This window comes from Dyadobacter alkalitolerans DSM 23607 (assembly GCF_000428845.1).
GTDB classification, from domain to species: Bacteria; Bacteroidota; Bacteroidia; order Cytophagales; family Spirosomataceae; genus Dyadobacter; species Dyadobacter alkalitolerans.
Genome location: NZ_KE386806.1, coordinates 222,783 through 234,772 on the forward strand (window position 1 = coordinate 222,783; position 11,990 = coordinate 234,772).

An 11,990-nucleotide genomic window follows, 5' to 3' on the forward strand; every position below is an offset into this window, starting at 1 on the left:
GACCATGAAAGTACTTATTGTCTGCAGTGGTAATGCTCCCGGGTTTGATTTTGAAAAACATCAGGCTTTCATTTACGATCAGGTAATGGCCGTCGGGAAAACAAGTGCCGACATTCAGTTCGATTATTTTTTTGTGCGGAGAAAAGGGATGTCCGGATATCTCAGATGCCGGAGGGAATTGATTCAATGTCTTAGGAAAGAGGAATACGGCTGTATACATGCGCATTTTTCTCTTTCATCACTGCTTGCTAACCTTCAGCGCAAGGTGCCTGTGGTTGCAACTTTTCACGGTTCAGATATTAATAACAAAAAGCTTCGGCTTCTCTCCGCTGTGGTTGAAACAATGAGTAAAAAGACCATCTATGTAAGCGATTCTTTACGCAAAAAGGCTCTTTTAACTTTTCCCAATAAAAGCTGTGTGCTTCCATGCGGGGTGGATTTTGATGTTTTTAGATTACAAAACAGGGAAGCAACGCGGAAACTCCTCGGGTTTTTACCTGGAAGAAAATACATTCTGTTTTCGTCAGGATTTGATAACCCGGTTAAAAACTATCCATTGGCACATGCTGCGGTAGGGTTGCTGAAGGAAATGGGCGTTGAAATCATTGAACTGAAAGATCATGACCGGCACACAGTAGCACAACTTATGTCAGCCGTGGATGTCGCTTTAATGACTTCTTATTCGGAGGGGTCACCCCAATTTATCAAAGAAGCCCTTGCCTGTAATTGTCCTGTAGTCTCGACGGATGTAGGGGATGCACGGCATTGGATTGCTCAGGTTCGAGGCTGTTATCTAACTTCTTACGAGCCGGCAGATGTAGCGGATAAGCTGAGCAAGGTTTTGGAAAGTTCATCCCCAATAAAAGGCCGGGAAGCGATTCAATCTTTGGATAATGATCTGATCGCAAAGAAGTTGATTAGCATTTACCATAGCACAGTTCAAAATTTTAAATCCGAGAGCTAAAAGAGAAAAATGTTGTATTCACCTGAAAAGACAGTTATTATTGACTATGGCATGGGTAATCTGCGCTCGGTTTTGCGTAAGTGCGAGCGCGTTGGCAAATCGGTGACGGTGTCGGGAAATCCGGAAGTTATAGCCCTGGCCGACAAACTGATCCTGCCGGGTGTTGGGCATTTTGCTAATGGTGTGAAGAACTTGGAGGCCTCAGGAATTTGGGATGTTCTAAACCAGAAAGTATTAGTGGAAAAAACACCGATCCTGGGCATTTGCCTGGGAATGCAGCTTATGGCTCGTTTCAGCGAAGAGGGTAATGTGGCTGGTTTGGGATGGTTTGATGCTGAGGTCATGCGGTTTAACATGCTTCATAAATTGAAACACAAGGTTCCACATATGGGATGGAATAGCCTGACGCACAGAAAGGACTCTCTCCTGCTGGATCAGCTGCCCGCTGAAATGATGTTTTATTTTGTTCATTCTTATCACGTGGTTTGTGCACGTCAGGAAGATATACTTACAACTACGGACTACGAACATACTTTTACGTCAGCCATCCAGAAAGGCCATATTTACGGTACACAGTTTCATCCCGAAAAAAGCCACGACAGCGGTGAGCAACTGCTTGCAAACTTCCTCGCTTCCAATATCGGGCAGACCCATTCTGCACCAATTTCCTGACCGTAACAACAATATAATTTTCAATCTATGTTTCGGCCACGTGTTATACCGGTTCTTTTGCTCAAAGGCAGGGGCCTTGTCAAGTCGGTTCAATTCAAGGACTACCGCTATCTGGGAGATCCGATCAATGCGGTAAAAATTTTTAACGATTTACGTGCAGACGAACTGGTGCTCCTCGATATTCTGGCTACCAGGGAAAAGCGAATGATTTCCCTGGACCTTGTGCAGGAAATAGGAGACGAAGCCAATATGCCTTTTGGTGTGGGTGGCGGAATACGTTCCATAAAAGACATTAAAGCGATTCTGAATGCTGGCGCCGAAAAAGTGATCATCAATTCCTATGCGTTTGAAAATCCCGATTTTATCAGAGAGGCCGCCGATGTGTTTGGGAGTTCGACCATAGTGGTTTCAATGGATGTGAAAAAGAAGTTTTTAGGAAAAGAACAGGTCTATGTGGCGGGTGGAACCAAGTCTACCGGCATTTCGGCTGTGGAATGGGCTCAGGTCATGCAGGCAAAGGGAGCCGGAGAAATCATTGTTAATTCAATAGAACAGGACGGAAAGATGGAAGGATACGACTTGCGACTGATCAAACAAGTGTCACAGGCAGTTGATGTGCCCGTCGTGGCCCTGGGAGGGGCTGGGAACCTGCGCGATTTGAACAAGGCCGTCCGCGAATCATATGCCTCTGCCGTGGCAGCCGGTTCATTGTTCGTATATCACGGTCCGCGCAGGGCCGTGCTGGTGAATTATCCAGGTCAAGTTGAGCTGTTAAATCTATTTGACAACGATTTATGAGAGTTTGTAGCGAAGGAGTTTGGGATGAAACGGTTCCAGGGATCACATTTGACAAGGATGGTGTATCCAATTTTTGCCGTCTTCAGCAGCAAATGATGGCAGACTATCCACAGGGCGAAAAAGGCCAAACGGATTGGGAAAAGCATGTGGCAGAGATCAAGAAAGCCGGAGAAAATAAGCGTTATGATTGTGTAATTGGTGTCAGTGGGGGAGTGGACAGCTCCTACCTGCTGCACATAGCGAAGGAATACGGACTGCGTCCCTTGGCCCTCAACCTGGACAATGGATTTAACAGCGAGATCGCCGTTCAGAACATTCGCAAGATCACTTCCCGTCTTAACATTGACCTGGAAACCTATGTTATTGACTATGAAGAAGTAAAAGATCTCATCAAAGCCTATATGAGAGCGTCTGTGCCCTGGATTGATGCTCCAACCGATCTGGCGATTAAGGCGGTAATGTACAAGGTGGCCGATGCCGAAGGGATTAAATTTATCCTAAGGGGCAACGATTTCAGGTCCGAAGGCAAGCAGCCCAAGGAGTGGACTTACTCGGATGCCAGGCAACTGAAATATTTACATCAAAAATTCGGATCGGGTGTTAAACTAAGAACATATCCAATGCTGACCCTGTCGCGTATGCTCTACTGCGGGCTAGTCCGGCAGATTAAAGACATCAGGCCCTACTATTACCTGAATTACAGCAAACAGACAGCAAAAGCCCTTTTGATGGAAGAATACGACTGGAAAGACTATGGTGGCCATCATCATGAAAATCTGTTTACAAAGTTCGCGATGGCCTTTTGGCTTCCAGCAAAATTTGGCATTGACAAAAGGAAAATTAGTCTTTCGGCCCAGGTGCTCAACACTGTCATGACCCGTGCGGAGGCGTTGCAGCTTTTGAATCAACCTTATTCATCGGAAAAAGAGCTGCTGGAACTCAAAGATTATATCTTGAAAAAGCTCGAAATGAGTGTCTTGGAATATGATGAGGTGTGGGAGCGCGCCATCAAAGATCCATTTGACTATCCATCGAATTACAAGCTGATTATGGGTTTGGCTACACGCTTTAAGCCCGTTCTCAAGAAACTGTATGCATTTAAACCCATGTCTGTCTCGGCTAATGAAGTCATTGCAGAAAATGAGAAAGGCGTTAATTCATGAAGTTTCTCTTCTATTTCGGACATCCGGCTCAATATCTTTTCTTGCGGGAAACGATCCGAAGACTTATAAAATCGGAAACGCACGAGATTATTGTTTTGATCAAAACAAAAGACGTCCTCGAGGATTTATTACAGGCTGACGGCATTCCCCATCAGAACATTCTCAAGCGCGAAAGAGGGAAGTCCAAGCTGGCTATTTTATGGGGTCTGATCCAAAGACTCTTAACAATTCTTCCCATACTGATCAGGCGCAAGCCGGATGTGTTGATTGGCACGGATGCTTCGCTCGCTCAGCTTGGTATGTTGCTTAATATCAATCGAATAACCATTACGGAGGACGATTACGAGGTCATTAAAACGCTTGGCAACCTTACATATCCCTTTACCCAGACGATACTTTGTCCTCATGTTTGTAATGTAGGAAAATGGGAGCACAAGAAAGTGGGTTATGCGGGCTATATGAAGCTGGGATATTTGCATCCAAATGTTTTTAAAGCCGTTGAAACCATTCCTGCTAAGTATCAGCTTCGCCAGCCCTTTGTCCTGGTTCGTCTGGCCAGGCTTACTGCTCACCATGATTTCGGGGCGAAAGGGATCAGCAATCAAATGCTGGATGAAATCATGGAACCCATTACAGCGCGCGGATTCCAGGTGTGGATTTCCTCAGAAGCGCCGCTGGATGAAAAATACCTTCCTTACCTGTTAAAAATTCAGCCCGAAGACATACATCAGATACTGGCAGCTGCTTCTTTGCTGATCTGTGATAGTCAAAGCATGAGTGTTGAAGCAGCGATGCTTGGAACACCTTCAATCCGTTACAGCAGTTTTGCAGGCAGGATTTCCGTGCTGGAAGAGCTGGAACATACTTATCATTTAACCTATGGCATTCCGCCTGGGCAGGATGAAAGTTTATTTTCAAGAATTGATCTTCTACTTACCAATCCCAACCTGAAAGAAGTTTTCCAGGAAAGAAGACAGCGAATGCTGCGCGACAAGATCGATGTAACCGCATTTCTGTTTTGGTTTCTGGAAAACTATCCGGAAAGCGCCGACATCCAGAGGCGTCGTCAGCATGTGATTAAAGCGAACTGTTGATACCTTGACAGAACCAGGAACTGTGATATAAAAGCGCCAAAACATTTAATGAAAAAGATCCTTTCAATCATAGGTGCCCGGCCACAAATTATCAAGGCTTCAGCCATCAGCCGGGCCATTCGTAATCACTACGCTTCTGAAATACAGGAGATTGTCGTGCATACCGGGCAACATTACGATGTATCAATGTCAGCCATCTTCTTTGAGGAACTTCAAATTCCGGAGCCTGATTATAACCTGAAAGTTGGATCAGGCAACCATGGAGAACAGACGGCCAGAATGATTACCGGAATTGAAGAAATACTTGTAAAGGAGCAACCGGATTTTCTGATCATATACGGAGACACCAACTCTACGCTTGCCGGTGCCATAGCGGCCTCGAAAATTCATATACCAATTGTGCACATTGAAGCCGGCTTGCGCTCTTACAACAAACAAATGCCGGAGGAAATCAACCGGATCCTGGCCGATCATGTTTCCACTTATTTGTTTCCTCCAACAAAGACAGGATATTCAAATCTGATCAAGGAAGGCTTCAATGCAGGTACGCTTCCGCCTTACACCATGGATAATCCGGCTATTTTTAATGTTGGCGATGTGATGTATGACAACACATGTTTTTTTAGCGAAGCAGCAGAAAAAAGCACTTCAATCCTTGAAAGATATGATCTTAAAAAGGCAGACTTCGTCCTTGTGACGCTTCACAGGAATACAAACACAGATGATTCCATTCGGCTGAATGCCATCTTTCGTTCCTTGCTGGAACTCGCACGCTTTTATAACATCAAGATCGCATTGCCTCTGCATCCCCGAACGGCAAAGCAAATGGGTCTTTTCCTGGAAGCAGAACTGCTATTTGAGCTAAAAAACAGTTCGCAAGTGCTGCTGCTGCCGCCTGTTTCCTTCCTGGAAATGATTCAGTTGGAGCAGGGGGCAAGGCTCGTTATAACGGATTCAGGAGGAGTCCAGAAAGAAGCGTTTTTCCTTGACAAGCCGTGCATTATCCTGCGTTCCGAGACAGAATGGGTGGAAATTGTGGAAAGTGGCGCCGCGATGCTATGCGGTGCCGACCAGGCAGAATTGATGAGCGCCTACGCGCATTTCGAGAAACAGCCGCAAGTAGCATATCCGAAAATCTATGGAGATGGCCACGCTGCTGAAAAGATTCTGGGGTTTTTGTTAGCTGCATGTTAGGCGCATGAGTACTTGATGCTCAGCTTGCTAAAAACGATATAAGTGTGTTGGGTCTTCATCAATTCAGGTTGTGCCCGTCCGATCAAGGAATCAATGACTACTTCATAATCAAATTAATTCTACTTTGTATATAAAATAGTTATATTTACCTGCTCGTCTCAAAATCTCTTCAGAGATTCATATAGCAATCAGGTGGCAGCTGTTGTTAAGGGCTTATGTGCAAACAGTTCGCTATTACACAACATACAGTGTAAACTAAACAATCGATCGTGAATTTAAAGAAAAGGTCTGGAGGAGCTTTGTTACGTGCAGCTCAGTTGATTATTGTCGGAAGTATTTGCCTTGTTGGTTTTAATGGATGCAGAAGTTCCAGGAATCAGATAAAACCTTTTTTCAATAGTCAGACCGCCGATCCAGCAGCTCTTATTGACGTCTACGTTCCGCAAGCGTCCCGCATTCAGAAAGAAGACCTGCTGGGAATAACAGTTAGCAGCCTTAATAAAGAATCCAACGACATCCTAAACTTTTCCACCGTACTCTCACTGTCTGCTGCATCACTGCCGGGGGGGGGCGGAGCGGTGGCCCAGCCAATAGGTTATTCTGTGGATTCATCTGGTAACATTGCGATGGCGTTTGTTGGGAAGATCCGTGTGGAAGGTTTATCACTCGAAGCCGCACAGGAAAGAATCCGTGCCTCCCTGAACGCAGTAATCAAAGAACCGGCAGTAAATATTCGCTTCATGAACCACAGATACGTGGTGCTTGGCGAAGTCAGCAAGCCTGGAACTTACCATTTACTCGACGACCGGACCACCCTGCTTGATGCCCTGGCATCAGCCGGTGATCTCTCGATTTATGCAAAACGCGATAGCATTTCAATCATAAGAATTGTCAACGACAAGCGCGTGGTAGGAAAGGTGAGTCTTATGAACCGAGAAGTTTTTAAGTCTCCGTATTTCTATGTCCGTAACGGAGATGTGATTTATATCGATCCTGTTCCCGAAAAATCAATCCCGCAGCCTTTGAACAATCGCTTGAGGAATGTGCAGGTAGTTACCACAATTATTGGAACCGTTTTGATATTGGCTAGTCTTTTACTTCAGTTATAGCCAACATCCTTACACTCGATGATCTTGTAAGCAACAGGATACAATCAAGGCCTAATTCTATAAAAAATTCAAAAGCATGAGTGGTTCTGTTCAATGGAATGACGATCAGGAGGACGATTTCAGTTTCCTCGAAGTACTTTTCAAAATTCTACGGTACTGGTATTGGTTCGTCTTCACTGTCGGCATTAGCCTCTTTGCAGCGTATTATTATTTGAAGCAATATACGCCCATTTACCGAATGAGTTCAACCGTACTCATTAAGGAGGAGCGCTCTTTGAATACCAACAATATTGTTGACCAATTGGCTCTCGCGGATGATAAAAATCTGGACAATGAAATGAATATCCTGAAGTCTAGACCCCTGCTTGAAAAAGTCGTGGCGAACCTGGGCCTGACGGTTACTTACTGGCATGAAGGGAAGAACCGGGACACAGAGATCTACACCTGTAGTCCTGTAAGCGTTGAGGCCGAAGAAATACTGAGCGGCGAACCTTTTTTCATCAAACCGATTGAAGGGAACCGTTATGAGCTTTGGAACCAGGATAAGATTAAGTTGGGCAGGTTTCTTTATAGCGAGAAATTAAACAGCAAATATGGAAAGTTTCGTGTTTTCAGACGAAAGTCTATGACCGGTTCTGATACATTGGCGGTTAAGATCATCATGCAAAGCACCGAAGCTGTCGTTAATGGCCTGATTAGCGATATTCAAATTGGTTTGCAGAGCCAGAAAAGTACGTTAGTATCGCTTTCTATTGAAAACCCTCTGCCAAGCAAGGGGAAAGATATCTTAAGCAATTTGCTGGAAGAGTATTCCTTCGCTACCCTTGCCGCCAAGAACCGCGAAGCTTCCAACACGCTTCGGTTCATTGAAGACCGGTTGAAGATAGTGTCCATGGAACTTGGTGATGTAGAGCAGAACGTAGAGCAATTCCGTACGAAACAAAGAATAACGGATCTAAGCACAGAGGCCAATTTATTCCTCGATAAAGTTCAGGAAAATGACTCCAAACTTAATGAAGTTAATATAAATCTTAGCGTGCTCGAGGGAGTTGAAAGCTATGTAAACAGTAACGAAGTCGGCAATATTGCGCCGGCTTCACTTGGTGTAAATGATGCCGTACTGACATCCTATATCAGCCAGTTGTCTCAATTAGAATCGGAGCGGTTGAAGTTATCTCAGACGGTTCAGGAAGGCAACCCCTATCTGAAAACGCTTAATACACAGATGCGTAATGTCAGGCAGGCCATTCAGGAAAACCTAAAAAACCAGCGAAGCAGTCTGCTTGTATCCAGGAAGAGCCTGCAGACTTTAAATGGTCGGCTTACCAGAACAATCTCCAAGATTCCTAAAAAAGAAAGGGAGTTTGTAGGCATTAAAAGGCAAGCTGGCGTAAAGGAAAATTTGTATTTGCTGTTGCTGCAAAAAAGGGAAGAAACAGCTCTTTCATATGCTTCCACAGTTACTGATAACCGAGTGGTTGAGCCGCCGTATAGCGTTCCTGGTATTGTCAGACCCGAGAAAAGGAAGATATATTCCTATGCTATTATAATAGGGCTTCTAATCCCTATTGGACTGATACTGGTAAGTGAATCGATGAAAAATACGGTTCAGTCCAAAAAGGAAATTGAAAGAAAGACAGGACTGAAAGTATTTGGCGAAATAAGTGTAATGGCTCACAGTGGCAAGGGCCAGGTTATTGATCTAAGTAGCCGGAGTCTGATAAGTGAACAGATCCGAATGATCCGTTCGAACATGCAATATTTATTTCTTGACAACAATAAGCTAGAAGGAAAGACATTGATCATCACTTCCTCAACTGCCGCAGAAGGGAAAAGTTTTATCACGTTAAATATTGCTGCTGCCTTGGCCATACTGGATAAAAAAGTACTGATTCTAGGGCTGGATCTTCGAAAACCGAAGGTGCATGAATACATGGGTGTAAGCAATAAGGTAGGGTTGTCAAATTACCTGATAGGGCAAGCCAAAGAAGAAGATATTATTCAAAGCACTTCCTCTGACAATTTGTTTATTATACCAAGCGGTCCTATTCCGCCTAACCCCTCTGAGCTCATTTCCAAAGACAGTGTTGCAAAGCTTATTGCTTCACTGAGACAAACATTTGATTACATTATTATAGACACACCGCCGGTGACTGTTGTTACCGATACCATATTGCTGGCACCGCTGGCCGATGCTACTTTTTATATCGTACGCCACCAGGAAACGCCGAAAATTCATCTGAATACGATTAAGGATTTGAATATGTTGAAGCAGTTCAAGTCCTTAAATATCATATTTAATGCGGTAAATTACAGAAAGAACTCCACTTATGGGTACTATGGAAAGCAGGCGTATTACGGACAGGAGCGCACCAGCTGGATAAAGTCGCTATTTGAGAGACATTAAGGTAGCTTACAGATTCCAATAGAAAGATTTTTCAAAGTTAATAGTTGCATCAGCTCCATTTTATTGACCTTCATCGGGTACAGATTATTTGTATGCGTCCGATAAAACCATATTTTAACAGATCCGCATAGTTCGTAATCTTGTTTCATGAAAAATGAAGCAGAAAAAATGCGTGAACTGTATGATCAGTGGCAAACGCAAGGCATAAGCAAACAGGCTTTTTGCAATCGGAATGGTATGGGATACCATAAATTCAATTACTGGGTTAAAAAAATCCGCAGCAAGAATTCCACTCCTGTTGTATCGACCGGTGGGTTCAGCCAGATACCGGTTCAACTACTGGATGTAATTGAGCAAAATCAACAGGCGCTGGCGGCCATTACTTTTCCATCTGGAGCGCGTATAGAGCTGTTCGGATCTCTCGACGCTTCATTTATCAAATGGGATCGGGACGGTTTTGCGATGTATGTCAAAAAGCTGGAACAAGGCACTTTTGAATGGCCAAAGGGAGAAGGGATATCCATCACCAGTCAGCAGTTAACACTTCTTTTACAGGGTGTAATGCTGGATTTGGTTCGCCTTAGAAAACGTTATCAGCATACAAAACAGGTGTGAGGCTCACAGGGAAAATCTGCCCAAAAAGCGCCTTTAAAGCTTGTTTGAGCTGATTTTATATCGTATCTTCGGGTTATGGAAGATACAGCGACGGACTATAAATTACTTTATGAGCAGGCGATTGCTGAACATAAAAAGTCGCTGGAATTGATCTCCGAAAAAGATGAACAGATCCAGGCCCTGAACTTTGAACTTGATAAATACAAGCGGTATATATTTGGTAAAAAGAATGAGAAACTAGCCGGCATACATACGGACGTAAACCAGATCAATCTGTTTGAATTGGGAACCGACCAGACGCAGCAAGAAGAGCTATCAGAGCAGGCAGCTGACGTTGTCAAGGAAAAAGTTCCTGCAAAAAAAACGTGAAAAGGGCACCGGGAGAATGATACTTCCTGAGAACCTGCGCCGTGAGATCATCATCATTGAACCTACCGAAGACGTTACCGGCTGCACTATAATAGGAGAAGAGATCACAGAGGTGTTGGACCTTATTCCTGCTGAGTTTTATGTGAAGCGTTATATCCATTATAAATATGCCCGTGCCAATGGCGAAGGTATTGTAACCGGGTTACTTCCAGATCGTGTAATCGAAAAAGGTATCCCTTCTGAAGCTGTCATCGCTCAAATGGTGGTCGATAAGTATGTATTCGGCCTTCCGCTTCACCGCCAGATCGATAAATATAGACGGTTAGGAGTAAATGTTCCTGCTTCCACCGCCTCTGACTGGATCATGAAAGGATGGCAGCATCTTGCCCCTTTATGGGAGCTTTTAAAACTCCTGGTTCTCAACCAAAAATACTTGCAAGCCGATGAGACGCCGCTAAAAGTGCTTGACAGAGACCACAAAAACGGAATCCATCAAGGCTTCATGTGGATATATAATGCTCCCTGTGACAAGCTGACGTTGTTTGATTACCAGAAAGGCCGCGACCAAAGCGGCCCTAAACAGATGCTGAAAGGGTATGCCGGTATACTGCAAGTGGACGGCTATTCTGTGTACGAAAAGCTTTTTGGCAATCATCCTGACATTCTTTTGGTCTACTGTATGGCCCATTCCCGCCGCAAATTCGTTGACGCGCTTAAATATGATAAGGAAAGATCGACTTATGTGCTTGAACGCATGCAGGTACTCTACGCGTTCGAGCAGCAAATGCGGAAGAAAAACTGGATTGGGAAGAGAAAACAAAGTTGAGACAGGAAAAATCGGCTCCGGTTCTTTTGGAATTAAAGGAGTGGATGACACAGCAGCTTCCGCTGGTAATCCCCAAAAGCCCGCTCGGTCAAGCCATAGCTTACAGCTTACCACGCTGGGAGGGACTGAGTGCCTATGCACTTCACGGGCAAATTGAGATTGATAATAACTTAGCGGAGAATGCCATCAGGCCATTGGCTATCGGACGAAAGGCTTTTTTGTTCGCCGGCTCCCACCAGGCAGCTGAGATGACAGCCGCTATGTATTCCTTCATGGCAACATGCAAGAAAAACGGTGTTGACGAGCAGCAGTGGCTGACAGATGTGTTTGAAAGAATACTATCCCATAAACATAAACATCTTTATCAGTTGCTTCCCAATAACTGGATCAAAGACCGGAATGGTTGATCACCTGTCACAAAGCTAAACTACACAATACGGGTTCCTCGGACGGATACATCACAACCACTGAGGTGGCTCCAAAAAACGGCACACATTTTTGCACATTATGATGCAGAATGAAAGACCCCAAATCATTAAAGACTCGTCGGAGCTACGATGCTGATTTCAAGCAAGAAATGACCAGGATGTTGACTTCGGGCAGAAGTGCGAAGGAAATTTCGGAGTCATTTGGAATTGCCGAGAATGTTCTCTATCGTTGGAAAAGGATGGCAACAAAAAAGACAAAATCGAATAGCGGAGAAAAGGTTAGCGACAGAGCAGCAAAGTTGGCTGGCGAAGTAGCAAAACTACGTGCTGAGAACGAGCGCTTAAAAACTG

The 11,990-nt window shown here is 44.4% G+C and carries 13 protein-coding genes; all 13 read left to right on the forward strand.

Annotation, left to right across the window (positions count from 1 at the left end; genetic code table 11):
* Window positions 1-4 precede the first annotated feature (4 nt).
* Window positions 5-964: a glycosyltransferase family 4 protein gene (locus tag G395_RS0128235; protein ID WP_026633042.1), complete on the forward strand. Its 960-nt coding sequence runs from the start codon at window positions 5-7 to the stop codon at window positions 962-964.
* A gap of 9 nt (window positions 965-973) precedes the next feature.
* Entirely contained in the window at window positions 974-1,636 is a 663-nt protein-coding gene (gene hisH / locus G395_RS30885; RefSeq protein ID WP_084439930.1) for an imidazole glycerol phosphate synthase subunit HisH, read from the forward strand.
* Between the two features lie 27 nt (window positions 1,637-1,663).
* The gene (locus G395_RS0128245) at window positions 1,664-2,434 is read left to right on the forward strand and encodes an AglZ/HisF2 family acetamidino modification protein (RefSeq protein ID WP_026633043.1); all 771 of its coding nucleotides are present in this window, start codon (window positions 1,664-1,666) and stop codon (window positions 2,432-2,434) included.
* Window positions 2,431-3,597 carry an N-acetyl sugar amidotransferase gene (locus tag G395_RS30890; protein ID WP_051350467.1) on the forward strand — a complete coding sequence of 389 codons (1,167 nt, stop codon included), beginning with the start codon at window positions 2,431-2,433 and terminating at the stop codon, window positions 3,595-3,597. The genes G395_RS0128245 and G395_RS30890 overlap by 4 nt, the downstream gene beginning before the upstream one ends.
* Window positions 3,594-4,691 (forward strand): hypothetical protein, encoded by a 1,098-nt coding sequence (locus G395_RS31490; protein ID WP_051350468.1) that lies wholly within the window; start codon window positions 3,594-3,596, stop codon window positions 4,689-4,691. The genes G395_RS30890 and G395_RS31490 overlap by 4 nt, the downstream gene beginning before the upstream one ends.
* A 48-nt stretch (window positions 4,692-4,739) precedes the next feature.
* On the forward strand, window positions 4,740-5,885 hold the full coding sequence (wecB, locus tag G395_RS0128260) for a non-hydrolyzing UDP-N-acetylglucosamine 2-epimerase (RefSeq protein ID WP_026633044.1): 1,146 nt from the start codon (window positions 4,740-4,742) through the stop codon (window positions 5,883-5,885).
* Window positions 5,886-6,154: 269 nt separating this feature from the next.
* A complete protein-coding gene (locus G395_RS30900; protein ID WP_157486864.1) occupies window positions 6,155-6,994 on the forward strand; it encodes a polysaccharide biosynthesis/export family protein in 840 nt (279 codons plus the stop codon).
* Between the two features lie 76 nt (window positions 6,995-7,070).
* The gene (locus G395_RS30905) at window positions 7,071-9,401 is read left to right on the forward strand and encodes a GumC family protein (RefSeq protein ID WP_035362254.1); all 2,331 of its coding nucleotides are present in this window, start codon (window positions 7,071-7,073) and stop codon (window positions 9,399-9,401) included.
* 147 nt (window positions 9,402-9,548) lie between these two features.
* The gene (gene tnpA, locus G395_RS31495) at window positions 9,549-10,016 is read left to right on the forward strand and encodes an IS66 family insertion sequence element accessory protein TnpA (RefSeq protein ID WP_051350470.1); all 468 of its coding nucleotides are present in this window, start codon (window positions 9,549-9,551) and stop codon (window positions 10,014-10,016) included.
* A gap of 75 nt (window positions 10,017-10,091) precedes the next feature.
* Window positions 10,092-10,385 (forward strand): IS66 family transposase, encoded by a 294-nt coding sequence (locus G395_RS32875; RefSeq protein WP_229204312.1) that lies wholly within the window; start codon window positions 10,092-10,094, stop codon window positions 10,383-10,385.
* A 16-nt stretch (window positions 10,386-10,401) separates the two neighbouring features.
* Window positions 10,402-11,211, forward strand: a complete 810-nt coding sequence (tnpC, locus tag G395_RS32510; protein WP_262485412.1) for an IS66 family transposase — start codon at window positions 10,402-10,404, stop codon at window positions 11,209-11,211.
* On the forward strand, window positions 11,208-11,618 hold the full coding sequence (locus G395_RS32965) for an IS66 family transposase (RefSeq protein ID WP_051350471.1): 411 nt from the start codon (window positions 11,208-11,210) through the stop codon (window positions 11,616-11,618). Before tnpC ends, G395_RS32965 begins: the two co-directional genes overlap by 4 nt.
* A 110-nt stretch (window positions 11,619-11,728) precedes the next feature.
* Window positions 11,729-11,990, forward strand: a 262-nt coding sequence (locus G395_RS0128295; RefSeq protein WP_026633045.1) for a transposase, incomplete at its 3' end; no start/stop codon positions are given.

Excerpts from the sequence above, each read along its gene's own strand:
- tnpA (WP_051350470.1), top strand. The coding sequence starts at position 9,549 with ATGAAAAATGAAGCAGAAAAAATGCGTGAACTGTATGATCAGTGGCAA.
- G395_RS31490 (WP_051350468.1), top strand. The coding sequence starts at position 3,594 with ATGAAGTTTCTCTTCTATTTCGGACATCCGGCTCAATATCTTTTCTTG.
- G395_RS0128235 (WP_026633042.1), top strand. The coding sequence starts at position 5 with ATGAAAGTACTTATTGTCTGCAGTGGTAATGCTCCCGGGTTTGATTTT.
- hisH (WP_084439930.1), top strand. The coding sequence starts at position 974 with ATGTTGTATTCACCTGAAAAGACAGTTATTATTGACTATGGCATGGGT.
- wecB (WP_026633044.1), top strand. The coding sequence starts at position 4,740 with ATGAAAAAGATCCTTTCAATCATAGGTGCCCGGCCACAAATTATCAAG.
- G395_RS30890 (WP_051350467.1), top strand. The coding sequence starts at position 2,431 with ATGAGAGTTTGTAGCGAAGGAGTTTGGGATGAAACGGTTCCAGGGATC.
- tnpC (WP_262485412.1), top strand. The coding sequence starts at position 10,402 with ATGATACTTCCTGAGAACCTGCGCCGTGAGATCATCATCATTGAACCT.
- G395_RS30905 (WP_035362254.1), top strand. The coding sequence starts at position 7,071 with ATGAGTGGTTCTGTTCAATGGAATGACGATCAGGAGGACGATTTCAGT.
- G395_RS0128245 (WP_026633043.1), top strand. The coding sequence starts at position 1,664 with ATGTTTCGGCCACGTGTTATACCGGTTCTTTTGCTCAAAGGCAGGGGC.
- G395_RS32875 (WP_229204312.1), top strand. The coding sequence starts at position 10,092 with ATGGAAGATACAGCGACGGACTATAAATTACTTTATGAGCAGGCGATT.